General features: G+C 39.4%; 36 protein-coding genes. 30 read left to right on the top strand and 6 right to left on the bottom strand.

The genetic code is table 11. The features are described from left to right. Positions 1-7: 7 nt before the first annotated feature. Positions 8-1396, bottom strand: a complete 1389-nt coding sequence (locus OK414_RS17730) for an alpha/beta fold hydrolase (protein ID WP_263045284.1) — start codon at positions 1394-1396, stop codon at positions 8-10. A gap of 162 nt (positions 1397-1558) precedes the next feature. Between OK414_RS17730 and OK414_RS17725 the strand changes: the two genes are divergently transcribed. The 3 genes from OK414_RS17725 to OK414_RS17715 all read left to right on the top strand — a co-directional run bounded on the left by OK414_RS17725 (position 1559) and on the right by OK414_RS17715 (position 4617). Then, positions 1559-3169 carry a gamma-glutamyltransferase family protein gene (locus OK414_RS17725; RefSeq protein ID WP_263045283.1) on the top strand — a complete coding sequence of 537 codons (1611 nt, stop codon included), beginning with the start codon at positions 1559-1561 and terminating at the stop codon, positions 3167-3169. Between the two features lie 297 nt (positions 3170-3466). Further along, the gene (locus OK414_RS17720) at positions 3467-3967 is read left to right on the top strand and encodes a CBO0543 family protein (RefSeq protein ID WP_263045367.1); all 501 of its coding nucleotides are present in this window, start codon (positions 3467-3469) and stop codon (positions 3965-3967) included. 38 nt (positions 3968-4005) lie between these two features. Next, complete coding sequence (locus tag OK414_RS17715) at positions 4006-4617, top strand: CBO0543 family protein (RefSeq protein WP_016764920.1); 612 nt, start codon at positions 4006-4008, stop codon at positions 4615-4617. A gap of 29 nt (positions 4618-4646) precedes the next feature. On the opposite strand, the gene OK414_RS17710 is transcribed toward OK414_RS17715, so the two are convergent. After that, positions 4647-4985, bottom strand: a complete 339-nt coding sequence (locus OK414_RS17710; RefSeq protein ID WP_263045282.1) for a hypothetical protein — start codon at positions 4983-4985, stop codon at positions 4647-4649. A 226-nt stretch (positions 4986-5211) separates the two neighbouring features. Here OK414_RS17710 and OK414_RS17705 point away from each other — a divergent pair, with 226 nt between their 5' ends. The 5 genes from OK414_RS17705 to OK414_RS17685 all read left to right on the top strand — a co-directional run bounded on the left by OK414_RS17705 (position 5212) and on the right by OK414_RS17685 (position 8180). After that, complete coding sequence (locus OK414_RS17705; protein ID WP_013084028.1) at positions 5212-5394, top strand: hypothetical protein; 183 nt, start codon at positions 5212-5214, stop codon at positions 5392-5394. 32 nt (positions 5395-5426) lie between these two features. Beyond that, positions 5427-5627: a hypothetical protein gene (locus OK414_RS17700; protein WP_014459191.1), complete on the top strand. Its 201-nt coding sequence runs from the start codon at positions 5427-5429 to the stop codon at positions 5625-5627. 90 nt (positions 5628-5717) lie between these two features. After that, positions 5718-6056, top strand: coding sequence for a zinc ribbon domain-containing protein YjdM (locus tag OK414_RS17695; protein ID WP_263045281.1), 339 nt, complete (start codon positions 5718-5720; stop codon positions 6054-6056). Positions 6057-6257: 201 nt separating this feature from the next. Next, positions 6258-7502: a glutamate-aspartate/proton symporter GltP gene (gene gltP / locus OK414_RS17690; protein WP_016764917.1), complete on the top strand. Its 1245-nt coding sequence runs from the start codon at positions 6258-6260 to the stop codon at positions 7500-7502. Between the two features lie 198 nt (positions 7503-7700). Continuing rightward, positions 7701-8180, top strand: a complete 480-nt coding sequence (locus OK414_RS17685) for a DUF2798 domain-containing protein (RefSeq protein ID WP_263045280.1) — start codon at positions 7701-7703, stop codon at positions 8178-8180. A gap of 27 nt (positions 8181-8207) precedes the next feature. Here the strand turns inward: OK414_RS17685 and OK414_RS17680 are convergent, their stop codons facing one another. Beyond that, positions 8208-9077, bottom strand: a complete 870-nt coding sequence (locus tag OK414_RS17680) for a LysR family transcriptional regulator (RefSeq protein ID WP_263045279.1) — start codon at positions 9075-9077, stop codon at positions 8208-8210. 109 nt (positions 9078-9186) lie between these two features. Here OK414_RS17680 and OK414_RS17675 point away from each other — a divergent pair, with 109 nt between their 5' ends. From OK414_RS17675 to gvpU, 16 genes are all read left to right on the top strand, one after another. Next, complete coding sequence (locus OK414_RS17675) at positions 9187-10407, top strand: MFS transporter (RefSeq protein WP_263045278.1); 1221 nt, start codon at positions 9187-9189, stop codon at positions 10405-10407. Between the two features lie 108 nt (positions 10408-10515). Next, positions 10516-11001 carry a general stress protein gene (locus OK414_RS17670; protein ID WP_034650422.1) on the top strand — a complete coding sequence of 162 codons (486 nt, stop codon included), beginning with the start codon at positions 10516-10518 and terminating at the stop codon, positions 10999-11001. Positions 11002-11443: 442 nt separating this feature from the next. Next, complete coding sequence (gene gvpA / locus OK414_RS17665) at positions 11444-11704, top strand: gas vesicle structural protein GvpA (RefSeq protein ID WP_013058000.1); 261 nt, start codon at positions 11444-11446, stop codon at positions 11702-11704. A gap of 60 nt (positions 11705-11764) precedes the next feature. Continuing rightward, positions 11765-12241 carry a GvpT/GvpP family gas vesicle accessory protein gene (gvpT, locus tag OK414_RS17660; protein ID WP_013084020.1) on the top strand — a complete coding sequence of 159 codons (477 nt, stop codon included), beginning with the start codon at positions 11765-11767 and terminating at the stop codon, positions 12239-12241. Between the two features lie 25 nt (positions 12242-12266). Further along, positions 12267-12740, top strand: a complete 474-nt coding sequence (gene gvpQ / locus OK414_RS17655; RefSeq protein ID WP_171776945.1) for a gas vesicle protein GvpQ — start codon at positions 12267-12269, stop codon at positions 12738-12740. A gap of 19 nt (positions 12741-12759) precedes the next feature. Next, positions 12760-13026, top strand: coding sequence for a gas vesicle structural protein GvpA (gvpJ, locus tag OK414_RS17650; protein ID WP_013057997.1), 267 nt, complete (start codon positions 12760-12762; stop codon positions 13024-13026). A 75-nt stretch (positions 13027-13101) separates the two neighbouring features. Further along, a complete protein-coding gene (gvpO, locus tag OK414_RS17645) occupies positions 13102-13368 on the top strand; it encodes a gas vesicle protein GvpO (protein ID WP_013057996.1) in 267 nt (88 codons plus the stop codon). Between the two features lie 28 nt (positions 13369-13396). Continuing rightward, entirely contained in the window at positions 13397-14323 is a 927-nt protein-coding gene (gene gvpN, locus OK414_RS17640) for a gas vesicle protein GvpN (RefSeq protein WP_016764910.1), read from the top strand. 14 nt (positions 14324-14337) lie between these two features. After that, positions 14338-15105 carry a GvpL/GvpF family gas vesicle protein gene (locus OK414_RS17635; RefSeq protein ID WP_013057994.1) on the top strand — a complete coding sequence of 256 codons (768 nt, stop codon included), beginning with the start codon at positions 14338-14340 and terminating at the stop codon, positions 15103-15105. Position 15106: 1 nt separating this feature from the next. Then, positions 15107-15373 carry a gas vesicle protein GvpG gene (locus OK414_RS17630; RefSeq protein ID WP_013084016.1) on the top strand — a complete coding sequence of 89 codons (267 nt, stop codon included), beginning with the start codon at positions 15107-15109 and terminating at the stop codon, positions 15371-15373. Further along, on the top strand, positions 15374-16183 hold the full coding sequence (locus OK414_RS17625) for a GvpL/GvpF family gas vesicle protein (protein ID WP_263045277.1): 810 nt from the start codon (positions 15374-15376) through the stop codon (positions 16181-16183). Between the two features lie 17 nt (positions 16184-16200). Next, the gene (locus OK414_RS17620; protein ID WP_016764907.1) at positions 16201-16488 is read left to right on the top strand and encodes a gas vesicle protein; all 288 of its coding nucleotides are present in this window, start codon (positions 16201-16203) and stop codon (positions 16486-16488) included. Continuing rightward, positions 16442-16726: a gas vesicle protein K gene (locus OK414_RS17615; protein ID WP_013057990.1), complete on the top strand. Its 285-nt coding sequence runs from the start codon at positions 16442-16444 to the stop codon at positions 16724-16726. The genes OK414_RS17620 and OK414_RS17615 overlap by 47 nt, the downstream gene beginning before the upstream one ends. A gap of 21 nt (positions 16727-16747) precedes the next feature. Further along, positions 16748-17050, top strand: a complete 303-nt coding sequence (gene gvpJ, locus OK414_RS17610) for a gas vesicle protein (protein WP_013057989.1) — start codon at positions 16748-16750, stop codon at positions 17048-17050. Positions 17051-17086: 36 nt separating this feature from the next. Next, a complete protein-coding gene (gene gvpT / locus OK414_RS17605; protein ID WP_263045276.1) occupies positions 17087-17989 on the top strand; it encodes a YtxH domain-containing protein in 903 nt (300 codons plus the stop codon). A gap of 23 nt (positions 17990-18012) precedes the next feature. Further along, positions 18013-18429, top strand: coding sequence for a gas vesicle accessory protein GvpU (gene gvpU, locus OK414_RS17600; RefSeq protein ID WP_013057987.1), 417 nt, complete (start codon positions 18013-18015; stop codon positions 18427-18429). A 30-nt stretch (positions 18430-18459) separates the two neighbouring features. On the opposite strand, the gene OK414_RS17595 is transcribed toward gvpU, so the two are convergent. After that, positions 18460-19359, bottom strand: coding sequence for an AraC family transcriptional regulator (locus OK414_RS17595; protein ID WP_263045275.1), 900 nt, complete (start codon positions 19357-19359; stop codon positions 18460-18462). A 108-nt stretch (positions 19360-19467) separates the two neighbouring features. Here OK414_RS17595 and OK414_RS17590 point away from each other — a divergent pair, with 108 nt between their 5' ends. Beyond that, entirely contained in the window at positions 19468-20388 is a 921-nt protein-coding gene (locus OK414_RS17590; RefSeq protein WP_016764904.1) for a DMT family transporter, read from the top strand. A gap of 34 nt (positions 20389-20422) precedes the next feature. Here the strand turns inward: OK414_RS17590 and OK414_RS17585 are convergent, their stop codons facing one another. Then, entirely contained in the window at positions 20423-20638 is a 216-nt protein-coding gene (locus OK414_RS17585; protein WP_013057984.1) for a hypothetical protein, read from the bottom strand. A gap of 273 nt (positions 20639-20911) precedes the next feature. Here OK414_RS17585 and OK414_RS17580 point away from each other — a divergent pair, with 273 nt between their 5' ends. From OK414_RS17580 to OK414_RS17570, 3 genes are all read left to right on the top strand, one after another. After that, complete coding sequence (locus OK414_RS17580; protein WP_034650444.1) at positions 20912-21847, top strand: aldo/keto reductase; 936 nt, start codon at positions 20912-20914, stop codon at positions 21845-21847. Positions 21848-22213: 366 nt separating this feature from the next. After that, positions 22214-22597, top strand: a complete 384-nt coding sequence (locus OK414_RS17575) for a MerR family transcriptional regulator (RefSeq protein WP_013084008.1) — start codon at positions 22214-22216, stop codon at positions 22595-22597. Between the two features lie 20 nt (positions 22598-22617). Continuing rightward, positions 22618-23064, top strand: a complete 447-nt coding sequence (locus tag OK414_RS17570) for a GNAT family N-acetyltransferase (RefSeq protein ID WP_013084007.1) — start codon at positions 22618-22620, stop codon at positions 23062-23064. Between the two features lie 314 nt (positions 23065-23378). Here the strand turns inward: OK414_RS17570 and OK414_RS17565 are convergent, their stop codons facing one another. Then, positions 23379-23525 (bottom strand): YjcZ family sporulation protein, encoded by a 147-nt coding sequence (locus OK414_RS17565; RefSeq protein WP_013057978.1) that lies wholly within the window; start codon positions 23523-23525, stop codon positions 23379-23381. 516 nt (positions 23526-24041) lie between these two features. Here OK414_RS17565 and OK414_RS17560 point away from each other — a divergent pair. Further along, complete coding sequence (locus tag OK414_RS17560) at positions 24042-24353, top strand: hypothetical protein (protein ID WP_263045274.1); 312 nt, start codon at positions 24042-24044, stop codon at positions 24351-24353. Positions 24354-24810: 457 nt separating this feature from the next. Continuing rightward, positions 24811-26019 (top strand): NAD(P)/FAD-dependent oxidoreductase, encoded by a 1209-nt coding sequence (locus OK414_RS17555; RefSeq protein ID WP_034650446.1) that lies wholly within the window; start codon positions 24811-24813, stop codon positions 26017-26019. Positions 26020-26039 lie beyond the last annotated feature (20 nt).

Here is a 26039-nt window from a genome sequence, read left to right as displayed (position 1 = left end):
TTTTTCTTTACTTTTGCGTTTCACGAACCCATTTCACAATATCATCAATGACATAAGAAGGAATGTTGGCTGAAACAGCATATTCATCGGGCGTGCTTTTTTCACCAGTTCCTTCTGTGAAAAAGTGGTTGAGCTTTGGATAAAGCTTAAAAGAAGTGTTGGAACGCTGAGATAAGCTTTGTTTCCAGCCTTCAAAATCTTCCGTCGTTACTTGATAATCACGCGCTCCTTGTAAAAAAAGCAGAGGCGTATCCTGAGATTTTGCGACTTCTGCAGGGTGCCAGTGAGCTAAGTCATACCAAAAATAAGGCGTGCCAAGCAGGAACTCTTTTGGCGGCTGAGCTGGCGAAAAGCTTGGGTCTTGTAAAATGGCAAACTGCTGCTGAAAAAAAGTAAGCTGCTCTTTTGGAAGCTGATTCAGCGATACAAGATAGGCAAATTGTTCAAGCATTAACTCTGGAAGTGTGCGGCTCGGTGCAGCAAGTAAAATAGAGCCGCGCACGCTTTTGTCCTGCGTTTGCTTTAAAATTCTGGGCATCATCATGCCGCCTTGACTGTGTCCCAGTATAAAAATATTGCGGCTGTCGATACCTTTTTGTTTCGCCATTGCTTTGACTGCGAGTACGGCATCATCCGTTGTTTCATCGTCAACGTTTATTTTACTTTCACCGGACATTTTAGCTGTATGTTCGTATGTACGCTTGTTGTAGCGTAAAACGGCGATTCCTTGAGAAGCCAGTCCAGAAGCCAGATCTCGAAACGGCTTTAAGCTCATAAACGTTTCATCTTGATCAGAAGGTCCTGATCCGTGAACCAATATGACAACGGGTACATTTTGATGTTTTGAACGTGTTGGAAGAGTAAGCGTTGCTGGAAGTTCGTAAGGTGCTTTGCCGATTGAAAGCTGTTTTTCACTGTAGTTCTTAGGGGTGTCATAAGGCGGTTTGGAAAACGAAAACTGGCGCTCCTCCGGTACGATTCGCCAATCATCAATTTGACGATTTTGACTAAATCGAACGGTTAAAGTAGCTGATACGTGTTCAAATTCAATTGGGATTTCTATATTTCGATGAACGGTATTGACTTCACCTTGTACAGATGTACCAATCTTTTTTACAGAACCAAACTGAGCCGTTAGAGCTGACCACCATGTTTTTAGGTTGTCTTCACTCATTTTGGACTGCAGGCTGCGGGAAAAGTAGCGCTTAGCTTCTTTTGTTTTGCCGTTGGCGACATTCGTTAAAAATGCGTTTGCTCGTTTGACTTCAACTTTTGCTGAATGATGGGCAGCATTTGCCGCTGCTTCAGCTTGAACAGGTGAAGTGGACATAGGGAGTACTTGAAGTCCGAGTGCTAAAGAAACAGCGAGTGGAAGGGCAGCTTTTACTTTTTTCATACATCATCCTCCTTGGCGATTCTTGTACTCTATCAGTATACCAATTTTAGGTAAAAGACGTCATGTCATTCTAAGATAAAAAAAGCCGATGCGTTATGAATATGGTAAAATAAAGAAGTTATATTATTTAGAAAATTTAAATATCTAAAAAGGGGCGCTTTTATGACCTATGATCCGCATTATCATCCATATCCATCTTACCGAGTTCCCGTTTATGCAAAAAAAGGAATGGTATCTACATCTCAGCCGCTCGCAGCGCAGGCAGGCCTTGATATTTTAAAAAAAGGCGGCAATGCCATTGATGCAGCAATCGCGACAGCAGCGAGCCTTACTGTATTAGAGCCCGCATCTAATGGAATCGGAGGAGACGCGTTTGCGCTTGTTTGGACAAATGATCAGCTGTACGGACTAAACGCTAGTGGACCTTCTCCGCAGTCTATTTCCATTGATGCGCTAAAGGAAAAAGGATACAGAGATATTCCTAAGGACGGAATGATTCCCGTTACGGTTCCCGGGGCTCCGGCTGCTCGGGCTGCTTTATCGAAGCGATTTGGCAAACTGCCTCTTTCTCTAGTACTGCAGCCTGCCATTCAGTACGCCAAAGAAGGATTTCCGCTAGCGCCTACTCTCGCGAAACAATGGAAACAAGCGTACGATACGTTCAAACGAGTACATACAAGCGAAGAATTTGAGTCATGGTTTCAAACGTTTGCCCCAAATGGACGAGCACCAAAAGCAGGGGAAATGTGGTCATCCATCCATCATGCCCGTATGCTTCAGCTCATTGGTGAAACAGATGCAGAAGCGTTTTATAAAGGCGAGCTTGCGGATCGTATTGATGCATTCAGCAAAAAATATAGCGGCTTTTTATCCAAGGAAGATTTGGCTGCTTATGAGCCTGAGTGGGTGAACCCGATTTCCGCTCACTACCGTGGATATGATGTATGGGAAATTCCTCCGAACGGTCAGGGGCTTATTGCGTTAATGGCATTAAATATCGTCAAAGGCTTTGAGCTTCAAGAAAAAGACGCTGTGGATACGTATCATAAACAAATAGAAGCGATAAAGCTTGCGTTTGCGGACGGGGAAAAATACATTACGGAAGAAGCAAAAATGAGGGTGTCTGTTAGTGAGCTGCTGTCTGATACATATGCAAGCTATCGCCGCAGCCTTATAAAAGAACATGCTCTTCAGCCTGAAGCGGGAGAACCTGTCGGAAGCGGAACCGTGTATTTAGCAACGGCTGATGAAGCAGGAAACATGGTTTCACTTATTCAAAGTAATTATATGGGCTTTGGTTCTGGAATCGTTGTGCCAGAAACGGGAATTGCCTTGCAAAACCGCGGCCACAATTTTTCAATGGACCCTGATCACGATAACTGCCTTGCTCCTAATAAAAAAACGTTTCATACCATTATTCCAGGCTTTCTCACTAAAAATAATCAGCCCGTAGGACCGTTTGGCGTGATGGGAGGTTTTATGCAGCCGCAGGGACATATGCAAGTTGTCATGAATACGATTGACTTTCAGCTTCATCCTCAAGCCGCTTTAGACGCGCCAAGATGGCAGTGGAAAAAAGATAAAACGGTGCTTGTGGAGCCAGCTTTTCCCTCACACGTAGCACAAGCGCTTGAACGAAAAGGACATAAAATTGAAGTAGCTGTTGATTCAATGGCATTTGGGCGCGGACAGATTATTTGGAGAGATCCTGAAAGCGGCGTGCTATGCGGAGGAAGTGAATCACGAACGGATGGATTTGTAGCTGGATGGTAACGTTTAAAAAAACACAATAGGTGGAGGAAGAAGCCCGTACTGATTAGAGTTGGGCTTTTTTCATGTCTCAACCACATGTATAAATCTCTTCAAAGAACTTAAAACTAAAACAAATATTTACGTATGTATGAATAACGTGAACTTAGGGGTTATGTACGGGGAATTTACATTAGACGCTGCTGCGTATCTTTATAAATTAATATAAGCAATAATTGAGAGTGGTGAGAACAGCCGTCTCAAGCTGCCAATTGACATGAGGGTAGGCTAACAACACTTGGTGAAAGGAGCGAAAAGGTGATGAGAAATAAAAAGTTTGAAGTGAAATTTTTACGTGTAATGCTACTTATCGCCCTGGGAATTCTCCCTTTTTTATTTAGAAAACCACCGATTAAAGACTGGCTGCTGGCCTATGTATTTAACGCCTTAACAAATGGTATTATTGATAAATTTATTGTAACTCACGGCCTTCTTCGATATCCAAGTCGCTTATTGAAAAAACAGTTTAGAATTAACGTGTTGTTCGACTTTTTGCTGTATCCTATGATATCCGTCATGATTAATCAAGCTACGTATTACGATAAAGGGTTAAAAGTTTTATATAAAATTGTGCTTTTTACGATTCCAATGTTTTTTATTGAATTATGGGCTGAAAAACGAACGAAGCTCATTGAGTGGAAAACAGGCTGGATGTGGTATCACACTTTTACTAGCGTAACGTTAAAATCGTATCTTAACCGAATGCTGATTGGATGGATTCGAAAAATTGAAAAGAAGCAGGAAGAAACGAAAATACAATAGCAGAGATTCTAAAAACGACGTTAGAGAGGTGAACAAAGGTGCATATTTCTATCCTTCTATGGCTGATTTTTCAAAATATCCATAAGAAAACGTGGAACAAAATACGCGAGCTGTATGCTGGGGTTTTATACGTGAGCTTTTTTAATATTCTCTACTACTTTTTATGTAATAATAAATTGCTTTGGGATTTTAAATCTTCTCATCTTTCATTAAAAGTACTGCGTGTTTTACACCTTATGTTCATTACGCCCCTCATGATTTTGTCGTTCTTAGCTACTTATCCGTCTACACTCGCTAAGCAGGTGAAATATATTACAAAATGGGTGTGTACAGCTTCGTTTGTAGAATGGATTGGGCTTAGGTGTAAGGGAATTACATTTAGGCACGGCTGGCATTTGGGGTGGTCGGCACTTATTTACGTAATGATGCTTATCTTCTCGAGATGGTTTCAAAAAAAGCCTTTTGCGGTCTTACTGCTCTCGGTTTTAGCAACAGTGGTTCTCAGCGTTATCTTTAAAGTTCCCGTGAGCAAACGGATGCTAAAACATCCGCTGAAACGAATATTGACTCGGCCTTTAAAAGATCATGTGACTCAAGCTGTTGCGAATAAAGTAAAGCGAAAATGCCTGCTTCTCAAGCTGTTCTCGTAAGTTCCTGCTCTTTGTGAAGAGCAGGTTTTTTAGCTTACTGGAGGAATAACGTCCGTCAGCAGCAGAACGAAAAAAAACAGGCCCACTCCCGTAAAGCTTAAAGAAGCAAAAAAATAAGCCGTCCAGCGCAGACGAAACGGGTTGTGTTCAATATTGGCCCCAGACATTAACCTCATGGAATGAGTTTTATAGTGAGAATGAGCGCTGTTGCTTCCGCTGCTTGAAAACCAAAAAGTCAAAACTGAAAACAAAAGTCCGCTAAAAAACATAAGCTCAATAAAGCGGATAGACAAAAATGATGAGCACGCATAGGTTAATCCAGTTTCAATAAGCAGTGTAATAACAAAAATAAGCTGAGTTCTCTTCAAAAAATTCTCCCCTTTTTTCTCTGTGTCTACTTTTTATTATACAATAATTTACATATATAAAAAGTCTCAAAAATGCTTTTATTATGATATAATGGTAATAAATGTATGTATGAAAAAGTATTCAAAGTTCGTATGCATCACGATTATAAGCTTTTTTATAATGATGAGACTTACTATATACGCTGCGCTTAGCTTCAGGTGCGTAGAATGAAAGTGAGGAGTGTGTATGGACTTAGGAGAGACTGTGATTGCGATACTAGCAGCGGGAGCACTTTTATTATACGGCACGTTAGAGCTTTGGTTTGCGCCTCGTAATTCTTCTTTTTTTAAAGGGTGGAAGCAAAAACTAGCCGTCATTTTACCGTTATATGCGGTTACATTCGGCATATGGTTCGCGTTTTTTTCATAACAAAAAAGTCTTACAAAAAGGAGGAATGAAAGATGGAAATCAATTCATACCTCATTCGGTTTTCATGTATGCTGATGCTCATGTTTGGAGGATTATTTATTATACGGTATGTAAAAACAGGTGACTTTTATTTAGATCAGCTTCTTGTCTTTGGAGCGGGTTTTGTTCTGTTTATCGGCTCACTTATTTGGAAAAGAAAACATCAGCAGCAAGGAAATAGAAAAGCTTGTTAATCTCATGAAATTGTGACAGTATAAAACAGATAAAAAATGTAATCTCGTGATCGTACCATTGGTTACGAGCTGCTGCTGGAGGAAAAGAAAATGAATGTACCTAATTGCCCAAGCTGTCAATCACAGTATACATATGAAGATGGAAACCTGTTCGTCTGCCCGGAGTGTGGGCATGAATGGGGACAAGATGAAAAAACAGAAAGCACGGAAGAACAGCTGACTGTAAAAGATGCAAACGGGAACCTTTTAAAAGACGGAGATTCAGTTACTGTCATCAAAGACTTAAAAGTAAAAGGAAGCTCATCGGTTGTAAAAATGGGAACGAAAGTAAAAAGCATTCGTTTAGTAGAAGGCGATCATAACATCGACTGCAAAATTGACGGATTTGGAGCGATGAGCTTAAAATCTCAGTTTGTTAAAAAAGCATAAGAATTAAAAAAGCTAAGATGAAGAACAACTTCACTCTGGCTTTTTTCTATGTGTTTTAACTGATAAAGCGAAATATATAGACCAATTTGTCTATTTCAGAAGGAATCTAGCTAAATGTCCCGAACTTACTTAAAGTGTCTGATTATTTGGATATTAATGGAATGGATGTCCGTTTCATGAAGGCGAAAGGGAGGTAGAAATGTGAAAAAGTTTTTAGCGTTTCAAATTTTAATTGCATTAGTAATCGGAGCTGTTATCGGGCACTTTTTTCCGGACTTTGGGATGGCTTTAAGACCGGTAGGGGACGGGTTTATCCGGCTCATTAAAATGATTGTGGTGCCGATTGTCTTTTCAACCATCGTCATAGGTGCTGCGGGAAGCGGCAGTATGAAACAAATGGGGAGTCTAGGGTTAAAGACGATTATTTGGTTTGAAATCATTACTACCATCGTATTAGGAATCGGTCTGTTGTTAGTGAATTTGCTAAAGCCCGGAGTAGGCCTCGATCTTTCTCATCTTGTTAAAAAAGATATCGGTGAATTGTCTCAGTACACCGACAAAGTCGTAGACTTTAAACAAATGATTTTAAACATCATTCCAACGAATATCGTAGATGTGATGGCAAAAAATGATTTGCTGGCCGTGATTTTCTTTGCTATTTTATTCGGTGTTGCCGCTTCAGGAGTCGGTAAAGCATCCGAACCTGCAATGAAGTTTTTTGAATCTACGGCTAAAATTATGTTTAAATTAACGCAAATTGTTATGGTCACAGCGCCTCTTGGTGTACTAGCGCTAATGGCTGCATCTGTAGGTCAATACGGCATTGCACTTCTGCTTCCAATGCTAAAGCTAATTGGAACCGTCTTTTTAGGTCTTTTTATTATTTTATTTGTTTTATTTCCACTTGTTGGGTTTTTGTTCAAATTCAACTACTTTGAAGTATTCAAAATGATTTGGGACTTGTTTCTTATTGCGTTTTCAACAACAAGTACGGAAACGGTGCTGCCACAGCTGATGGAGCGGATGGAAAAGTACGGATGCCCTAAACGAGTTGTGTCGTTCGTTATTCCGTCGGGCCTGTCATTAAACTGCGATGGCTCCACACTGTATTTATCCGTTTCATGCGTCTTTTTAGCACAGGCTTTTAACATCGATATGCCATTAACTCAGCAATTATTTATGATGCTTATACTCGTGATGACAAGTAAAGGAATTGCGGCTGTCCCGTCAGGTTCACTTGTTGTTCTTTTAGCAACAGCCAACGCAGTAGGTCTGCCGGCTGAAGGAGTGGCAATTATTGCAGGAGTAGACCGCATCATGGATATGGCCAGAACAGGAGTCAACGTTCCAGGCCACGCGATCGCCTGTATCGTCGTCTCGAAATGGGAGAAAGTATTCCGCACCCAAACGCCGATCCCGCCCGGGTCGCACACGGAATCTCTATAAAATGAACCCCTGCTTTAGTCCATAAAGCGGGGGTTTTTGTTTACGTTTCAAAGATACAGACTAGAGTGGTTTGTCATACTCATCCCTCCACAAAAAGAGGAGCAGCCGCTTACAAGTGTTCACAAAATGTTCACTTACGAAGAAGGAAGATAAAAAGCTATACTAAGCCAAGTAAAAAAGATGAAAAGGATGAGGAATGTGCCAACAACTAAAAAAGAGAGTATGTATTTTGGAATGATGATGTGCGGAGGGATGGTGCTTGTGATGACGGTGTATAACATGTTAATGAATGACGTCATCGGGCATATCACTCTTGCAGAAGGTATTTTGAACTTGGTTATCACGTTTGTAGTCGCAATAGCTGTCGAAACTTTTTTCGTTGGTCCCGTAGCAAAAAAAGTAGCATTTTCACTGCCGCTTGATAAGTCTAAACAGTTAAAAGTCGTGTTGATTTTGTCATCATGTATGGTGATCGGAATGGTGCTTTCCATGTCTGTATACGGATTAATTACAATGTCGCTTACGAAAGGTTTAGGCGGAGAGTCGCTTCTTTCAAGCTATGCATGGATCGTGATGAAAAACTTTATCGTAGCCTACCCGCTTCAGCTTCTCATTATGGGACCTCTAGTTCGCTTATTGTTCATGAAGTTTGTGAAAAAGAATCCGGCAGCGGCTTAAGTCAAAACCCTAAGAACGCCTATTTTCTTAGGGTTTTGTAATGTAAAGCTGTTTGGTAAGAAGAGAAGAAAATTCACGTAAAGCCGCCGATACAAAGGCATCTTTTCGCGTAATAAAAAAAGTGGGAACCTTTCTATACGGTTCTGGCAGCGGAGTTAACGTTAATGAATGGTCGTGATTAGATACAATGGATTTCATCATTACAGCTACGCCCATACCAGCTTTTACACACCCAATAATCGCTTCAATCGTACCAAATTCTAATATTCGTTTTGGAAACACGCCTTCTTTTGTCAACAGCATTTCTAACGTATGTCGATATGCGCATCCGCTGCTGAATGCTAATAAATTCATATCGTTTAGGCTGTAAAGAGAAGGAAGAGGGTGGCGGCTCACAAGTACAAGCTCTTCATCTTGAGTAAACAAAGAGTTTAGATCAGGATGTTCACAGCTGCCTGCAACAAATGCGCCTTCAAGTTTTCGGGTTAAAACCAGGTGAATAAGGACATCGGTTGTATGTGTTTCTAAAATGAAGTCTACATCCGGATAGGCAGTGCAATAAGTAGAAAGCAAAGGCGGTAGCCGAAGAGCTGCAGTAGATTCAGTTGCACCTATTTTTAAAGGCCCTATCGGTGTGTGCGCACTGCTTTGCACAGTTGCCGTGGCTTCATTGGTTAAACGCAGAATTTGTTCAGCATAACGATGCAACAGCTCTCCGCTAGAAGTTAACGTTACGCCTTTACCGCTTCGTTCAAATAGCTGTGTGCCGAGTTCAGCTTCTAGCTGTTGAATTCGCATCGTCACATTCGACTGCACGTAGCTTAAGATTTTGGCTGCCTTTGAAATATTTTTTTCTTCTGCTACCGTTGTAAAAACAAGCAAATCTTTTATATCCATAAAATCTCCTCCTTCAGCTATCATTTTTATTGATGACTTTTATCTTTATTACTTATTTTACATGATACCATTCCTTCTCTACACTGAAAGTAGAGGTGGAGGAGAGAAAATGAGCAGACAAAAAGCTTCTTATAAGTGGATGATTTTATTTATTGCCACTCTTTCTCAGGCATGTGCAACATTTGTCACGTACGGGGTAGGACCGTTGGCAGCGTTTTGGCAAAGACTATATGATTTATCGCAGTTTCAAACAGGACTGCTCGTATCATCTGTTCAAATTGGCCCGATTTTTTCCATGCTGCTTTTTGGGAACTGGATGGATCAATATGGAGAAAGGTGGCTTGTAGGAGGAGGATCTATTTTGCTGGGGATAAGCATGCTTTTTGCCTATAGCGCTGATCATTATTTGTATCTAACAGGCGTACTTCTCGCAGCAGGCGTGTGGTATGGAACAGCACAGCCAGGAGGAAGCAAAGCAGTGGTGAAGTGGTTTCCTTCTCATCATAGAGGCCTTGCCATGGGGATTCGGCAAACGGGAATACCGATTGGAGGCGCTGTCGCTTCAGCAGCATTACCGCTGCTGTTTTATCAATACGGATGGCATGGGGCTGTTCTTGTACAGGCAGCGGCAGCTATCGGAGGAGGCCTTCTTTTTTTTGTATTCTACCGAGAGCAATCATCATCGTCAGAAAAAAAGGAAACATTTACACTTCGTCAAAAAATCAAGCGCATTTCTCAAGATAAAACGCTCTATCCGCTGTTTTTTGTAGGTGTTTCAATGATTTCTCTTCAAATGATTATCGTTGCGCACTTTATGAGCTATTTAACGAAAGCCATAAAGATGGATTTTGCTTCAGCTGGCATCATGCTGAGCATCACACTGTTAGGCGGAATGGTGGGGAGAATTGTTTTAGCTTGGGTAAGTGATTATGTGTATAACGGAAATCGAAGAACTCCTTTGCAAGTGACGGTTTGGATGGCTGCAGGACTAATAATAGCTATTTCTTATATTGGATTTACTTTGCCTTTTTGGCTACTAACTGCAGTTTGTTTTAGCCTCGGTTTTTTTGCAATTGGCTGGTTTAGTTTGTTTATCGTGCTAATAGCAGAAAAAGCCGATGATCGTTTTATTGGTTTAACAGTAAGCATTGCGTTAACGCTCAATCAATTTGCCATCGTGCTCGCACCGATTTGGTTTGGGCTCCTTGTGGATGGGTTCCGGAGCTACGCGTTGGCTTTTAGTACGGTTGCATGCTTCATTGCTTGTGGAGGAATATGGTTAAAAAAAGAGCGAGTTCATTCATTTTTAAATAAAAACGTCACTAAATAAAAAGTGATGTAGGGCTATTTATTTAAGAATAGAGAAGACCTCTTATCCTCTAAAACGTTTCAAAGCCATACTCCCGGGTACACACAACATTAATGAGGAGGAGATAGTATGGAAGCAAAAGCAAAGAATGTTGTGGGGGTATACGAAACGGAACAAGAAGCAATTCAAGCTGTAGAGAGTTTGAAAAAAGAAGGATACGCATCAGAAGAAATATCTATCATCGGCAAACATAAAAAGACCAAAAAAGTTCAGAAAGAAACGAATACAAAAGCAGAAGGGGCAGCAACTGGAGCACTTACCGGAGGTACGCTAGGGAGCTTGACCGGAATATTAGCAGGTGCCGGGGCTCTTGCCATACCAGGAATAGGTCCATTTGTGGCGGCTGGTCCGATTGTAGCTACATTAACAGGTGCGGCAGCTGGTGCGAGCGTAGGAGGTCTGTCTGGTATTTTAGTAAGTATGGGAATTCCAAAACAGCAGGCCGAACAATATAATGATTCAGTCAAAGAAGGCAGCTTGCTTGTTTTAGTAGACAAAGAAGACTCAGATCATGATGGAAATCCGAAAGCTCCTTTAACCGGAATGATTTTATAGAACGTATGATATGGAGGAGAAATCTGTCGCAGTGCGGCAGATTTTTTTATGCACTGATTTAAATACACTAATCTAACAATAATATTCCATAATAGTTAAAAATATCAAGATATGTCATGGTGTATCGAATAATAATATCCCTTAAATTATAACGTAATATTATTGTAACAATAATGTATTTATTGTTTTATTTTGGGATTGAAATCTTGATGAATGCTTTAACAGAAGGATTTAAGCGCAAATTTCATCCAATAATTAACTGTTAATTATTATACATAGTAGAATAATTTTCTAATTTATTTTCAGGAATTACTTTTTAGCAAATTATTCATGTTTGAAAGAGAGCTAAAAAGTATATTTCAAAAGTATGTTTACTTAAAAAGTTAAGAAGGTTGATTAGTAGCATCATTCATTTAGCTAAATTTCGAAAGGAGCTGCTAAAATGAGTATTCAAAAAAGTACAGATAGTTCTAGTTTAGCAGAAGTGATTGATCGAATTCTCGACAAAGGGATTGTCATCGATGCTTTTGCCCGAGTATCACTCGTAGGAATTGAAATTTTAACGATTGAAGCACGAGTCGTTATTGCAAGTGTTGATACGTGGCTTCGCTATGCAGAAGCCGTCGGGTTATTAACCGACAAAGTAGAGGAAGAAGGGCTGCCTGGCCGAACAGAGGAGCGAGGAGCAGGGCTTAGCTTTTAAGTCTTTTAATCATTAGAAGATTCATTAAATAAATAATAATAAGAGAAAAGAGGATGGAACATGACAACAACTGATCAAAATGAAAAACAACAAAATCAGCAGCAGGAAGAAAAAACGCAAAACTCTTTAAATCTTGCTATTTTAGGAGGCGTAGTAGGAGCGGGAATTGGACTTCTTTCAAGTCCTCAAACGAGTAAAAAAGTACTCAGCCGCTTAGGACAATCAGAAATTGTACGTGCGACAGGACAAGAGTTAAGAAGAAACGCACAGGATATTCTAACGCAGCAAGCGATGGGAGCATTAAGACAGACGGCTACAGGCTATCTTGAAAAAGACAATTTAAGCAAGCTGCTGGCACCTAAAAAGAAAAAAGAAGATGCATCAAATGAACAGGGAAATGCGCAGGAAGAAGTCAGCCAAAGCGCAGAAATGGAAACGTCTCAGTACGAAGAGCTAAAAGAAGAAAATAAAAATATGAACGACCAGCTGCAGCGCATTGAAGAGATGCTAAACAAACTCATGGACGCGAAGAAGTAAGATATCCGTCCTTAAGGGGAATTTTATGGATAAAAAAGATGTGGAGAAAGCAGCCTTAAAAGCAGGAAAAAAGATCATCGATCATACACCTGAACCTGTTAAGGAAAAGGTAGAAGAAAAGGTTAAAGAAAAAGCGAAAGAAAAATTTGTCGAAAAAACTGAAGGGAAACTGCAGGAAAAAGCAAATGAAGCATCAGAAAAACTGCAGGAAATAAAAGAAAAAAATGCCCAAAAGGTACACGGAAAAGGGGAAGACGCAAAAGAAAAGCTCCAAGACGTCTTACTATCAGTAAAAGATAAGCTTAGCGATGTGAAAGAAGCTGGAGAAAACTTTCAAGAAAAAGTTTCTTCTTCAGACGATAAAGAGAAGTCAAAAAATAAGCGGAAAATAAAAGGCGCAAATCAGATTAAAAAAGCAACGGATATTAAAAGCTCTACTAAGATTAAAAGTTCCAATGATATTAAATCATCTACAGACTTAAAAACAATGGGCTCATAAGCGAAAGGAGAAATGAGATATGTCTATTCAAAAAAGTACTAATAGTTCAAGTTTAGCAGAAGTCATTGACCGTATTTTAGATAAAGGAATTGTTATTGATGCTTTTGCAAGAGTTTCTGTTGTAGGAATTGAGATTTTAACGATTGAAGCACGAGTGGTTATTGCCAGTGTTGATACATGGTTACGCTACGCAGAAGCAGTAGGGCTTCTTCGTGACGACGTAGAAGAAAACGGTCTTCCTGAACGTTCAAATTCAAGTGAAGGACAGCCGCGTTTTAGTATTTAATATGAAGTGATATGGAACCTTCCTTTTTTGAGGGCGGTTCCAGCTTTTAGATCTAACTATTGGAGGCTACTAAAAATGGAAATTAAAAAAATTATGCAAGCCGTGAACGACTTTTTCGGTGAACACGTAGCTCCTCCTCATAAAATTACCTCGGTGGAAGCTACTGAAGATGAAGGCTGGAGAGTTATTGTTGAAGTCATTGAAGAACGAGAATATATGAAAAAATACGCCAAAGATGAAATGCTCGGAACGTACGAGTGCTTTTTAAATAAAGAAAAAGAAGTCATTTCATTCAAACGACTCGACGTCAGATATAGAAGCGCCATTGGCATTGAAGCATAAACGATAAGATGGCAGGAGGAACGTAAAAATGACCGTCTTAACAGACAAAAGGAAAAAAGGCAGTGGAGCTTTTATACAAGATGACGAGACAAAAGAGGTTCTTTCAAGAGCGCTGAGCTATTTGAAGTCCGGCTATTCCATTCATTTTACAGGTCCTGCCGGCGGAGGCAAAACCTCTTTAGCGCGAGCGCTTGCTAAAAAGAGAAAGCGTCCTGTAATGCTGATGCACGGGAATCACGAGCTCAACAATAAAGATTTAATTGGCGATTTTACGGGATACACGAGCAAAAAAGTAATCGATCAGTATGTTCGTTCTGTCTATAAGAAAGATGAACAAGTGAGTGAAAACTGGCAGGATGGCCGATTGCTTGAAGCTGTAAAAAATGGCTATACGCTGATTTACGACGAATTTACTCGGTCTAAGCCTGCAACGAATAATATCTTTCTATCAATATTAGAAGAAGGCGTGCTTCCGCTGTATGGAGTGAAAATGACCGATCCTTTTGTGCGCGTGCACCCTGATTTTCGCGTCATCTTCACAAGCAATCCAGCTGAGTATGCCGGCGTATACGATACGCAAGATGCGCTTCTTGATAGGTTAATTACCATGTTTATTGATTATAAAGACATCGACAGAGAGACAGCGATTTTAACGGAGAAAACGGACGTAGAAGAAGACGAAGCGCGCACAATTGTAACGCTCGTCACAAACGTGCGAAACCGCTCTGGAGACGAAAACAGCAGCGGACTTAGCCTTCGGGCTTCGCTTATGATCGCTACTCTCGCCACGCAGCAAGACATTGCTATCGATGGAAATGACGAAGATTTTCAAACGTTATGTATGGATATTTTGCATCATCCGCTTACCAAATGTTTGGATGAAGAAAATGCAAAAAGCAAAGCCGAAAAAATCATTTTAGAAGAATGTAAGAATATAGACAGTGAAGAAAAGTAAAGGAGCTTGAAAACATGAGTGAAACAAACGAAACAGGTATTTATATTTTTAGCGCCATTCAAACGGATAAAGACGAAGAATTTGGCGCCGTGGAAGTAGAAGGAACAAAAGCTGAAACATTTTTGATACGCTACAAAGACGCAGCTATGGTAGCAGCTGAAGTACCGATGAAAATTTATCATCCCAATCGCCAAAATTTATTAATGCATCAAAACGCAGTAGCAGCAATTATGGACAAGAACGATACGGTTATTCCAATCAGCTTTGGGAATGTATTCAAATCAAAAGAAGACGTAAAAGTTCTTTTGGAAAACCTTTATCCGCAGTTTGAAAAGCTGTTTCCAGCGATCAAAGGAAAAATTGAAGTCGGTTTAAAAGTAATTGGGAAAAAAGAATGGCTTGAGAAAAAAGTAAACGAAAATCCTGAACTTGAAAAAGTATCAGCCTCCGTAAAAGGAAAATCAGAAGCAGCCGGTTATTATGAGCGTATTCAGCTTGGAGGAATGGCTCAAAAGATGTTTACTTCCCTGCAAAAAGAAGTCAAGACAGATGTGTTTTCGCCGCTTGAAGAAGCAGCGGAAGCAGCAAAAGCAAATGAGCCAACGGGCGAAACGATGCTTTTAAACGCGTCTTTCTTAATTAACCGAGAAGATGAAGCGAAGTTTGATGAAAAAGTGAATGAAGCGCATGAAAACTGGAAAGACAAAGCCGATTTTCATTACAGCGGTCCTTGGCCTGCTTATAATTTTGTGAACATTCGCCTAAAAGTAGAAGAGAAATAACGTGCTTCACAAATTAGTAACCGCACCTATTAACCTTGTAGTGAAAATCGGCGAGAAAGTACAGGAAGAAGCTGATAAACAGTTATATGACCTTCCGACGATTCAGCAAAAACTCATTCAGCTTCAAATGATGTTTGAGCTTGGTGAAATTCCGGAAGAAGCGTTTCAAGAAAAAGAGGATGAACTGTTAATGAGGTACGAAATTGCGAAGCGCAGAGAAATTGAACAATGGGAAGAGCTAACAAAAAAAAGAAATGAGGAATCCTAGATGGGAGAATTACTGTATTTATACGGTTTAATTCCAACAAAAGAAGCAGCAGCCATAGAGCCGTTTCCATCTTATAAAGGGTTTGACAGAGAACATTCACTGTACCCAATTGCATTTGATCAGGTGACGGCTGTAGTTTCTAAACTGGATGCTGACACCTATTCAGAAAAAGTGATTCAAGAAAAAATGGAGCAGGATATGAGCTGGCTGCAGGAAAAAGCATTCCATCATCACGAGACGGTAGCCGCTTTGTACGAAGAATTTACGATCATCCCATTAAAATTTTGTACCATTTATAAAGGTGAAGAAAGTCTGCAGGCAGCTATTGAGATTAACAAAGAAAAGATAGAGAATTCACTGACGCTGCTTCAAGGAAATGAAGAGTGGAACGTGAAGATTTACTGTGATGATACGGAGCTTAAAAAAGGAATCAGCGAAACGAATGAAAGCGTGAAAGCGAAAAAAGAAGAAATTAGTCACTTATCACCAGGAAGACAGTTTTTTGAAAAGAAAAAAATAGATCAGCTGATTGAAAGAGAATTAGAACTTCACAAAAATAAAGTGTGTGAAGAGATACATGACAAGCTTAAAGAATTATCGCTTTATGACTCTGTTAAAAAGAATTGGAGCAAGGACGTAACGGGCGCAGCTGGACAGATGGCGTGGAACAGCGTGTTTCTTCTCCCGTCTTTGCAGATCACTAAGTTTGTAACCGAAATAGAAGAGCTTCAGCAAAAGCTTGAAAATAAAGGCTGGAAATTTGAAGTGACGGGACCATGGCCGCCCTATCATTTCTCGAGCTTTGCGTAAAGTGAGGAATTAACATTATGTCTCTTAAAGAATCCATGGAGAATAAAGATATTGCTCTTATTGATATTTTAGATGTCATTTTAGATAAAGGAGTCGCCATTAAAGGAGACTTAATCATTTCCATAGCCGGCATCGATTTAGTGTATTTGGATTTGCGGGTGCTTATTTCTTCGGTTGAAACGCTGGTGCAAGCAAAAGAAGGAAATCGCAAACCAATCACTTCTGAACAATTTGATAAACAAAAGGAGGAATTAATGGATGCAACCGGTCAGCCAAGCAAATGGACGAATCCACTTGGATCCTGATCAAGCTGAACAAGGCTTAGCGCAGCTTGTGATGACAGTTATTGAGCTATTGAGGCAAATCGTTGAACGTCATGCCATGAGGCGGGTGGAGGGTGGAACGTTGACGGACGAACAAATTGAAAACTTAGGAATTGCACTAATGAACTTAGAAGAAAAAATGGACGAGTTGAAAGAGGTGTTCGGTCTGGACGCAGAAGATTTAAATATTGATCTTGGACCGCTAGGCAGCCTGCTTTAAGCGGTCATTAGGAGGAACAGTATGGCAGTCGAACATAATATGCAGTCAAGTACGATTGTAGATGTGCTCGAAAAGATTTTGGATAAAGGAGTCGTCATAGCGGGGGACATCACCGTAGGAATTGCAGATGTCGAGCTATTAACGATAAAGATCCGCTTGATTGTGGCTTCGGTTGATAAAGCAAAAGAAATCGGCATGGACTGGTGGGAAAATGATCCCTATCTCAGTTCAAAAGGAGCCAATAACAAGGCGCTCGAAGAAGAAAATAAAATGCTGCATGAGCGGTTAAAAACGCTTGAAGAAAAAATAGAAACGAAACGTTAAAAACTGTACGCTACTTAAAAAATGGAGGGATTTACAATGGCAACTGAAACAAAATTAGAGAACACACAGGCAGAAAACAAGGAAAATAAAAATACGGAAAACGGTTCAACAGAAAAGAACGGTTCAAAAGCAAGCAAAACAACAAGCAGCGGGCCAATCAAACGAGCGGTAGCAGGAGGCATCATCGGTGCAACGATTGGATATGTATCGACTCCTGAAAATCGAAAAAGTCTCCTTGACCGCATTGATACAGACGAATTAAAAAGCAAAGCATCTGATTTAGGAACAAAAGTAAAAGAAAAATCAAAAAGCAGTGTGGCCAGCCTGAAAACATCTGCGGGAAGCTTGTTTAAAAAAGATAAAGATAAAGATAAAGATAAATCAAAAGATGATGAAGAAAACGTAAATTCTTCTAGTAGCGAAACAGAAGACGATAACGTTCAAGAGTACGACGAGTTAAAAGAAGAAAATCAAACTCTTCAAGATCGCTTATCACAGCTTGAAGAAAAAATGAACATGCTTGTTGAGCTTAGCCTCAATAAAAATCAAGACGAAGAAACGGAAGAAACGGAAGATACAGATTCCGACGAAGAAGAGAACGATGAAAACGAGCAGGACGATGAAAACGAAGAAGAAACATCTAAGCCTCGTAAAAAGGATAAAAAAGAAGCTGAGCAAGAAGAGGAAGAAGAAAGTGAAAGTGAAAGTGAAAGTGACGAAGACAGCGAGGAAGAAGAGGAAGATTCTCGCTCAAACAAAAAAAATAAAAAAGTAAAAACAGAAGAAGACGACGAAGAGGAAAACGAAGAAGAAAAAAAGGAAGCGAAGCCAAAAAAGTCAACAGCTAAAAAATCAAAAAATACAAAAGCAAAGAAAAACACGGATGAAGAAGATGATGACGCAACATCTCTTTCTAGTGAAGACGACACAACAGCCTAAGGCGTAAAGGAGGAAAGAAAGACATGAGTACAGGCCCTTCTTTTTCAACTAAAGACAATACGCTTGAATACTTTGTGAAAGCTTCTAATAAACATGGCTTTTCACTTGATATTTCATTAAATGTAAACGGCGCTGTGATTTCCGGTACCATGATTTCAGCAAAAGAATACTTTGATTACTTAAGCGAAACGTTTGAAGAAGGCAGCGAAGTGGCTCAGGCGCTAAGCGAACAATTCTCTTTAGCAAGCGAAGCGAGCGAATCAAACGGAGAAGCAGAAGCCCATTTTATTCATTTGAAAAATACAAAGATTTACTGTGGAGACAGTAAATCTACTCCTTCTAAAGGAAAGATCTTTTGGAGAGGGAAAATAGCAGAAGTAGACGGGTTTTTCTTAGGAAAGATTTCTGATGCAAAATCAACGAGTAAAAAGAGTTCATAAAAAACGGCGGGGTGATTGCCCCGCCGTTTTTTAGGGATGTGATGAAATGTGCAGCTTCTTTTTTCGATACATGAGCGGAGTCATCTTCATTTCTTTTCGAAACTGATTAATAAAATAGCTTGTACTATTAAACCCTACTTGATAAGCGACGTCCGTCACATTTGCTTCTGCTTGCTGCAGCATAACTAGGCTTTGCTGAATTCGATAGTTTAATACATAGGTCAAAGGCGATTTTTTTAACATTTTCTTAAAATATCGACAGCATTCAGAACGGCTCAATTGTCCGGCTTTGGCAATATCATCAAGTGTAATCTTTTCAGCAAAGTGCAAATGAATCCAATTGAGCATTTGCTTCATCCGCTGATTTTTGATCATTTCTTTTTCATTGTATTTCAGCTGCAACCCGTTAAGAATTAAATTTTTCCACAATATGTTGAGTTCAGAGGCAATCTCTATTTCATAGTGGTGCGGCTGCTTATGAATCCATGTGTGTATCTTATGTATAGACTCTAACACGTTATTTCCCCAGGATTGCTTTGGACTGATGAATAAATGTGATAGATTCGTTGCATGAATGTAGGGATAAACGTAATTTGTAAAAAGCTCTTGCGGCACAAGAAAATGAGGAGAAACATTTAAACAAATGTACACGCAGCCGGATTTGTTTATATCTTCAGTCATATGAAGACATCCGCTGTTAATAAACAGTCCGTAGCCTTGTTTTACAGTCACTGTTTTTTCATTTATTTGAAAAGACGCATCTCCTTTTATAACTAATACAAATTGAAGCTCATCATGCCAATGAAGAGGGATGTAGCCGTTTATGTGATCACTGATCGTCGTTTGATAACATGCTACTGGCAGCTCAACGGTGCGATGGGTCGTTAGCTCTTTTAAGTTTTCATCAATTTTAAAATGGGCTGCTGGCATACATGGTCACCTCAATATATTTATATTTTTTAATGTAATATGCGTATTTTCTGCCCCGTTTTTCACTTATTATAACACTATTCTTATAATAAAAGTGAGGGATAAAAGATGAACAATCTCAGCCGAAAAAAAGGGTTCTTCTTTGCCACAACTGGAGCTATATGTTGGGGGATGGGAGGGACAGTTGCTCAAAAGCTTTTTCAAGAATTTGAAATCAGTGTAGACTGGCTTGTTTCAGTCCGGCTGCTCATTGCGGGTTTTTTGCTGCTAATGATTTCATGTATAAAAAGTAATCGTTCTCACGTACTTGGAGTATGGAAGAACAGAAAATCAGCTTTTCAGCTCGTCGTTTTTTCCATAGTTGGTATGCTCGCCGTTCAGTATACGTATATGGCTTCTATTAAGCATGGAAATGCAGCAGTAGCTACGCTGCTGCAGTATTTATCACCGGTGATGATTATCATTTATTTGCTTTTGCGCAAGCAGTCTATATTTACGCGACAAGACGTCATCACTGTTTTGCTGGCACTGGGGGGCTGCTTTTTTTTATTAACAAACGGCTCTATTTCTCAGCTGTCTGTTCCTGTATCTGCCGTTGTTTGGGGAGTGCTGTCAGGTGTAGCAGCAGCATTTTATACGCTGTATGCCGTGCCGCTGATCAAAAAGTACAGTTCGCTTGTCATCGTTGGCTGGTCAATGGTAATTGGGGGAAGCGTAATGAGCTTTATTCATCCTCCATGGGAAGCGTCAAGCTTATCACCAATAACCTGCGGATATATTTTATTTGTCATTATTTTTGGCACGATGCTTGCTTTTTGGTTTTATGTAGAAAGCCTGCAAAGTCTTTTACCTAAAGAAACGAGTTTGCTTGGAAGTTTAGAGCCTTTAGCCGCGGTTATTACAACCGTTGTTTGGCTGAAAGAACCTTTTGGTTTTTATCAATGGATAGGCACAGCTTGTATTATTGGATTAGTTCTATTACTCACACGAACGAAACAAGCATCATCTAAGACGACACTTTCAGCATAAATAGGGGCTTGCTAAAAGAAGAAGCAAACCAATGTCACTTTGCCGCCGAATCTGTAGAAACTCGTTTGACTTTTAAAATCTTTACATATTGAATAAACACTCTTTCTTTTGTAGAAACATTTAATTTAGCAAGTCTTGATGCGTCATCTCGGTTTTTAGCAGATTCTATCACAAAAGTTCCTTTGATTTTGGCTTCATCTTTTAGAACGGAATACTGTATTTCAAATCGTTTTGCTTTCGTTTTCTGCATAGTGTTTGATAAGCTCCTTTGCCTGATAAATTGATGTATTACTATGAAATAAGCTTCGATAAAAAGGAAGAAAAGAACGTAACATATACTACTAAATGAAATGCAGAGCGGCAGTGACTTTTATCACACCACAACCTAGTATTTCATCTTTTTACCAAAAAAGATAGGGTGTTTTACCGTCGCTGCTTATAAAATCTTTTATTCTTTCTGCTTGACCTAGAGTTAACTCTATGGTTTATCTTGTAGTAGTATCATTTCAAGGAGGGGCTTTATATGAAGTATCATACAATTGCTAATACTGACTTACACGTATCAAATTTGATTATGGGAAATATGCGTTTAACAGAGCTTTCTTTACAAGAAGCAGAGAAGCTAATCCGCACAGCGATGGAAGAAGAAATTAACTTTTTTGACCATGCTGATATTTACGGTCCTGATTATGTGGGACAATGCGAAGAGTATTTTGCAAACGCTATACAAATGAATTCAAGTCTTCGTGAGAAAATGGTGATTCAAAGTAAATGCGGCATTAACGCAGCGAAAAATTACTATGACTTTTCAAAGAAGCATATCATAGACTCTGTTAACGGCAGCTTAGAGCGTTTAAAAACAGATTACTTAGATCTTTTATTACTTCATCGCCCAGATCCGCTAATGGATCCTGAAGAAGTAGCAGAAGCGTTTAATGAACTTCAAAGCAGCGGAAAGGTACGTCACTTCGGTGTGTCGAACCACAACCCAGCGCAAATTCAGCTGCTTGAAAAATATATCAACCAAAAGCTTGTCGTAAACCAAGTGCAGTTCAGCATTGCACATACGCCAATTATAGACTCTGGTATTTCTTTAAATATGGGCATCGACCAAGCTGTGAACCGCGACAGCAGCGTGCTTGAATATTGCCGTTTAAATGATATAACGCTTCAAGCGTGGTCGCCATTCCAAAACGGATTTTTCGAAGGACCTTTCCTAGGCGACAAAGAGAAATTTGGAAAGCTAAACGAAGTGATTGATCGCATCGCAAGTAAGTATAGCGTGACGAATACAGCGATCGCCGTTGCGTGGATCACAACTCATCCTGCAAATATTCAAGTGGTGCTTGGTACTACAAATATTCAGCGTATGAAAGATGCAAGTAAAGGTTCAGAAATCAAGTTAACGCGCGAAGAGTGGTACGATATTTATAAAGCCGCTGGCAACATGGTGCCTTAAGAGCTGCAGTTCTTAAAATAAAGCAGGTAACTCCGTTCGGATATGGAACGGAGTTACCTGCGTTTTACGATAAGTAACTACTGGTTAAGCTAGAAAATAATTTAGCAGCAGCTCAATTATTTTTGTAACGCCAAGACCTAACAAAAAGGCAATAAAACCGCCAATTACAATGGTAAGCATCATGTGAGCAGTATTCATCGTATTCATCCTTTCGGGTTTAAATATATGTTGCTGCTTGTACAAAAAAACTGCAGCATAAAGAGCGTAATGAAGAAGACTATAAAAGAATAAATCCTCGAGATAACTAGAGGTCAAGACAAACTCATCATGTTTTTCTGAAAAGTTTAAGGTGTAGGAGGAAGCAGTATGACGTATACCATTTCACAAGTGGCAAAAAAATTGAACGTGACAATTTATACCATTCGCTATTATGATAAAGAAGGGCTTTTTCCATTTTTAGATCGTACAGCGTCAGGGAATCGTATTTTTAAAGAACAAGATATTGAATGGATTGATTTAATCTGCTGTTTAAAAAGCACAGGTATGCAAATCAAGGACATTCGGACGCTTATTGAAAACTGTACGCTTGAAAATGCCGTGCTTGATAAAAGTCTGCAAATGCTGGTGGATCATAAAAAAGCAGTGCAAAAAGAAATCGAAGAAATCCATCATAAGCTTGAGACGATTGATTATAAAATTAAGCACCTGCCGGAAATGTACGAGCGAATTGTTAACAAGCCTTCAAACTAAACAAAAAAGGAAGCGTAAAAATGATCGGAAAAGTAGTACCTCTCACTGCAGAGAATATGCAGCAGTGCATTAACTTGTATATGAATGTATTTACAAAAAAACCTTGGAATGAGCCGTGGACAGAGAAATCAGCTAGAGAAAGGCTGACTGATTTACTGAACACACCTAAATTTATGGGCTATTTATTTTATGACCAAGGAGAGTTGATTGGAATGATTGCAGGTCACGCAAAAAAATCATACAGCGGTATGACCTTTTACGTGGCCGAGCTTTGCGTCAGTGCAAGCGCGCAGGGAAAAGGGTACGGTTCAGCTATCTTAAGCCGGTTTGAGAACGAACTTCAAAGACACGATATCAACAGCTTGTATCTCTTGACGGCGACTGGAGGAGCTGCACAGGCTTTTTATGAAAGAAACGGCTATACTGTCAATGATCAGCGCGTTGTCTTGAAAAAAACGTTTGTTTAATGTTTAGCATCTACATAGAGCAGGAAGAGAGTTGCAGAGTGACTCTCTTTTTAATTAATCTTTTTATCTATTAATATGTAGAAGAAAAGGAAGTATGAACAAGAAAAATAAGGTGATGGGAAGAAATAGACAAGAAACGGCAGATTAAAAAAGTCTATTTTTTTATAATGGCTAGTCTTATTATTACCTGGTTCATAAGCACATTTGAAAACAGTGCCCATTATGTGGACACTGCTTTTTCATAATAAAGTGGAAAGCTAGCTTTTGGTGAAAAAATTAGCGGAAATGAAGCTGTTCATCACTATTTCTAATGATTAGCAACCGCCAAATCCTCCCCAGCAAGCACAGCCGATGATGATTAATAAAATGAATAATACGATGATTAAAGCAAAGCCACTGCCAAACCCGCAGCCGCCGCCGTAACCGTAACCGCCATAACCACAGCCACCATAGAAGCCCATATATTTCACCTCCAAGTTCTGAGTACATTTTTAACATATGCCTGAAATGCAAAAGTGCTCCAAAAATATCCAATGATTTTAATGAAAATAAAAAAAGATAAGAAAATAAGATGGACACGGTACTTTTTTTCACTTTCTACATAGGATGAATCATCCCAAGATCTCATATATGAGCCCCCATGTTATAACGAAGCAGGCTAACACCACTTCCTCCTTAGCCTGCGTACATAATGAAGGAGAAGCCGAAGAATTTTTTCTTCGGCTTCTTATTTTTTACTATGAAATAAACACGTTAGTACTTTCCCTATACCATTCTAAGTCAGGATCCGCTTCTTTTTGTATGTATTAGGTACTAAAGAGAAATCAAGCTCATTTTCATATAAACCTAGTAATTTTCTTTTTTTCGTAATTCTTTTCCCTTATTTTCAGCATAACCAAGATATTTGCCCAAGACAGCGAATAGGTAAATGCATATTCATGGGTGAAAGCAAAAACAAAAAAACGGAGGTTTCTCTTATGAATTCAGAAATGCATTTTTTACCTACTATGTATTCTCAAGATCATCATCAACTTCAACAAGCAGATGAAAGGTTTATTGGCAGACCGTTTGGCTTTGGCAGACCGTTTGGTTTCGGACGCCCGTTTGGCTTTGGCTTTGGCAGACCGTTCGGCTATGGCTTTGGAGGTCCATTTTTAGGAGGATTAGCAGGAGGGCTAGTAGCAGGCTCACTGTTATCACCATATGGCTATGGCGGCTACGGTTACGGTGGTTACCCGTATGGAGGCTACGGCGGATACGGCGGCTATGGCTTTGGCTGCGGCTGTTAAACGCAAGTAAAAGGAAAATCTCAGAAGAAATATTTTTCACATCATTCTTTTCTATAAAGAAGTCTGTTTTGGAACGTAAGGCTTTATATCCATCCACAGTTAATCAGAGCGTGCACCCCACTTAATATAAAAAACCATCTGGTGAGTTTCCAGGTGGTTTTTGCGTGGAATTTTTTATGTAGTGAAGAAGTTATATATTTACGCACTTACTGGGGGTCTGTGTCTAAAGCAGAAGATCACGACATGATGTTTATCAATACTTTAGTCATGGACTTTATATGCTCATGGTATTAAGAGTCATGATTACTTCTATTGTATAGAAGATTAGTTTTAATGAATGGCTTCTTTAATCACCTGCTTACTATCCTCCAAAAGCTTAACCCACATACTTTCACACTGCTGCATGCAAAAATTAGCTTATATTGGGCATAATACAGAGAAGAAAGGAGGCGTTTGCATGGATTTGTTATCTGGAAACCCTTATTGGCAAACAACTGTAGCGAAGCCGCCTGTATACCCATCTCTAGAGGAAGATATTGAGTGTGATGTTCTTATTATTGGAGGAGGAAGTTCAGGTGCACAATGTGCTTACTATTTATGTGAGCAAGGGCTTGATGTTGTGGTTGTTGATAAACGTAAAGCAGGGCATGGAAGTACAATTGTAAATACCTCTCTTATTCAATATTTAGGAGATAAATTGTTTTACGAATTAGTCAACACGTTTGGAGAAGAAAAAACAGTCCGTCATTATAAGCTGTGTGAACAGGCTATTACAGATATTGAGGAAGCAGCTAAAAAACTTCCGATTAATGCAGAATTTATAAGAAGAGACAGCTTGTATTATGCAAGTTATGAAGAAGATATCACGAAGATAAATAAAGACTACTTTTATATGCAAAAGCATGGATTTGAAGCTGAAATCTTATCAGAAGAACAAATTGAAAAAGACTATGGATTTAAAAAACGAATGGCAATGCTTATTAAAAATGATGCAGAGCTGAATCCTTACAGCTTCACACTCGGTCTGTTAGAGTATGGAAAACAGCATGGGGTTCGGATGTTTGAAGAAACAGAAATTGTCGGTCAAAAGTTAGAAAAAGATGAAGCTGTATTTTTTACTAAAAATAAATCACAAATCAAAGCTAAACATGTCATTATGGCAGGAGGCTATGAAAATCAAGAATTTAAGAGGGAGAAAAAAGCTGTACTCACAAGTTCCTATGCTATCGTTACGACTCCTGTAAAGGATTTTACAGGATGGAAAAATCGAAATTTAATTTGGGAAACAGCTCGACCGTATATTTACATGAGAACAACTTCCGATAATCGAGTCATTATAGGCGGTCTTGATGAAAACACGATTGTGCCGCAAGAACGTGATGCTAAACTCGTTCATAAAAGAGACAAACTTTTAAAAGAGTTCAATAAGCTTTTTCCTCATCTTCAAGTCGAAGCTGATTATTACATAAGCGCTTATTACGGAGGCACTCATGACGGCCTTCCCCTCATCGGAATATATGACGAAATGCCTAACTGTTACTTTCTAAGCGGATATGGAGATAACGGAACGGTGTATAATATGGTGCTAGCTAAAATCATAGCAGAACATATCACAACGAAGAAAAGCAGTGATTTAGAACTTTACATTCAAACAAGAAAAGTTTAATATGTGAGAAAATGGAAGGT

Origin of the sequence: Priestia sp. JV24, assembly GCF_025910025.1 — a bacterium.
Lineage (GTDB): Bacteria > Bacillota > Bacilli > Bacillales > Bacillaceae_H > Priestia > Priestia megaterium.
Note: the sequence above shows the minus strand (reverse complement) of the source record. Positions and strands in the feature narration are given on the sequence as shown.

Bases quoted from the DNA above. Each gene is read 5' to 3' on its own strand.
- gvpT (WP_013084020.1), top strand. From the start codon at position 11,765: ATGACAACAACTGATCAAAATGAAAAACAACAAAATCAGCAGCAGGAA.
- gvpN (WP_016764910.1), top strand. From the start codon at position 13,397: ATGACCGTCTTAACAGACAAAAGGAAAAAAGGCAGTGGAGCTTTTATA.
- OK414_RS17695 (WP_263045281.1), top strand. From the start codon at position 5,718: ATGAATGTACCTAATTGCCCAAGCTGTCAATCACAGTATACATATGAA.
- OK414_RS17700 (WP_014459191.1), top strand. From the start codon at position 5,427: ATGGAAATCAATTCATACCTCATTCGGTTTTCATGTATGCTGATGCTC.
- gvpQ (WP_171776945.1), top strand. From the start codon at position 12,267: ATGGATAAAAAAGATGTGGAGAAAGCAGCCTTAAAAGCAGGAAAAAAG.
- OK414_RS17705 (WP_013084028.1), top strand. From the start codon at position 5,212: ATGGACTTAGGAGAGACTGTGATTGCGATACTAGCAGCGGGAGCACTT.
- gvpA (WP_013058000.1), top strand. From the start codon at position 11,444: ATGAGTATTCAAAAAAGTACAGATAGTTCTAGTTTAGCAGAAGTGATT.
- gvpJ (WP_013057989.1), top strand. From the start codon at position 16,748: ATGGCAGTCGAACATAATATGCAGTCAAGTACGATTGTAGATGTGCTC.
- OK414_RS17730 (WP_263045284.1), bottom strand. From the start codon at position 1,396: ATGAAAAAAGTAAAAGCTGCCCTTCCACTCGCTGTTTCTTTAGCACTC.
- OK414_RS17580 (WP_034650444.1), top strand. From the start codon at position 20,912: ATGAAGTATCATACAATTGCTAATACTGACTTACACGTATCAAATTTG.
- gvpO (WP_013057996.1), top strand. From the start codon at position 13,102: ATGGAAATTAAAAAAATTATGCAAGCCGTGAACGACTTTTTCGGTGAA.
- OK414_RS17560 (WP_263045274.1), top strand. From the start codon at position 24,042: ATGAATTCAGAAATGCATTTTTTACCTACTATGTATTCTCAAGATCAT.
- OK414_RS17670 (WP_034650422.1), top strand. From the start codon at position 10,516: ATGGAAGCAAAAGCAAAGAATGTTGTGGGGGTATACGAAACGGAACAA.
- OK414_RS17575 (WP_013084008.1), top strand. From the start codon at position 22,214: ATGACGTATACCATTTCACAAGTGGCAAAAAAATTGAACGTGACAATT.
- OK414_RS17680 (WP_263045279.1), bottom strand. From the start codon at position 9,077: ATGGATATAAAAGATTTGCTTGTTTTTACAACGGTAGCAGAAGAAAAA.
- OK414_RS17565 (WP_013057978.1), bottom strand. From the start codon at position 23,525: ATGGGCTTCTATGGTGGCTGTGGTTATGGCGGTTACGGTTACGGCGGC.
- gvpU (WP_013057987.1), top strand. From the start codon at position 18,013: ATGAGTACAGGCCCTTCTTTTTCAACTAAAGACAATACGCTTGAATAC.
- OK414_RS17720 (WP_263045367.1), top strand. From the start codon at position 3,467: ATGAGAAATAAAAAGTTTGAAGTGAAATTTTTACGTGTAATGCTACTT.
- OK414_RS17615 (WP_013057990.1), top strand. From the start codon at position 16,442: ATGCAACCGGTCAGCCAAGCAAATGGACGAATCCACTTGGATCCTGAT.
- OK414_RS17620 (WP_016764907.1), top strand. From the start codon at position 16,201: ATGTCTCTTAAAGAATCCATGGAGAATAAAGATATTGCTCTTATTGAT.
- OK414_RS17570 (WP_013084007.1), top strand. From the start codon at position 22,618: ATGATCGGAAAAGTAGTACCTCTCACTGCAGAGAATATGCAGCAGTGC.
- gvpJ (WP_013057997.1), top strand. From the start codon at position 12,760: ATGTCTATTCAAAAAAGTACTAATAGTTCAAGTTTAGCAGAAGTCATT.
- OK414_RS17675 (WP_263045278.1), top strand. From the start codon at position 9,187: ATGAGCAGACAAAAAGCTTCTTATAAGTGGATGATTTTATTTATTGCC.
- OK414_RS17590 (WP_016764904.1), top strand. From the start codon at position 19,468: ATGAACAATCTCAGCCGAAAAAAAGGGTTCTTCTTTGCCACAACTGGA.
- OK414_RS17725 (WP_263045283.1), top strand. From the start codon at position 1,559: ATGACCTATGATCCGCATTATCATCCATATCCATCTTACCGAGTTCCC.
- OK414_RS17595 (WP_263045275.1), bottom strand. From the start codon at position 19,359: ATGCCAGCAGCCCATTTTAAAATTGATGAAAACTTAAAAGAGCTAACG.
- gvpT (WP_263045276.1), top strand. From the start codon at position 17,087: ATGGCAACTGAAACAAAATTAGAGAACACACAGGCAGAAAACAAGGAA.
- OK414_RS17625 (WP_263045277.1), top strand. From the start codon at position 15,374: ATGGGAGAATTACTGTATTTATACGGTTTAATTCCAACAAAAGAAGCA.
- OK414_RS17585 (WP_013057984.1), bottom strand. From the start codon at position 20,638: ATGCAGAAAACGAAAGCAAAACGATTTGAAATACAGTATTCCGTTCTA.
- OK414_RS17555 (WP_034650446.1), top strand. From the start codon at position 24,811: ATGGATTTGTTATCTGGAAACCCTTATTGGCAAACAACTGTAGCGAAG.
- OK414_RS17635 (WP_013057994.1), top strand. From the start codon at position 14,338: ATGAGTGAAACAAACGAAACAGGTATTTATATTTTTAGCGCCATTCAA.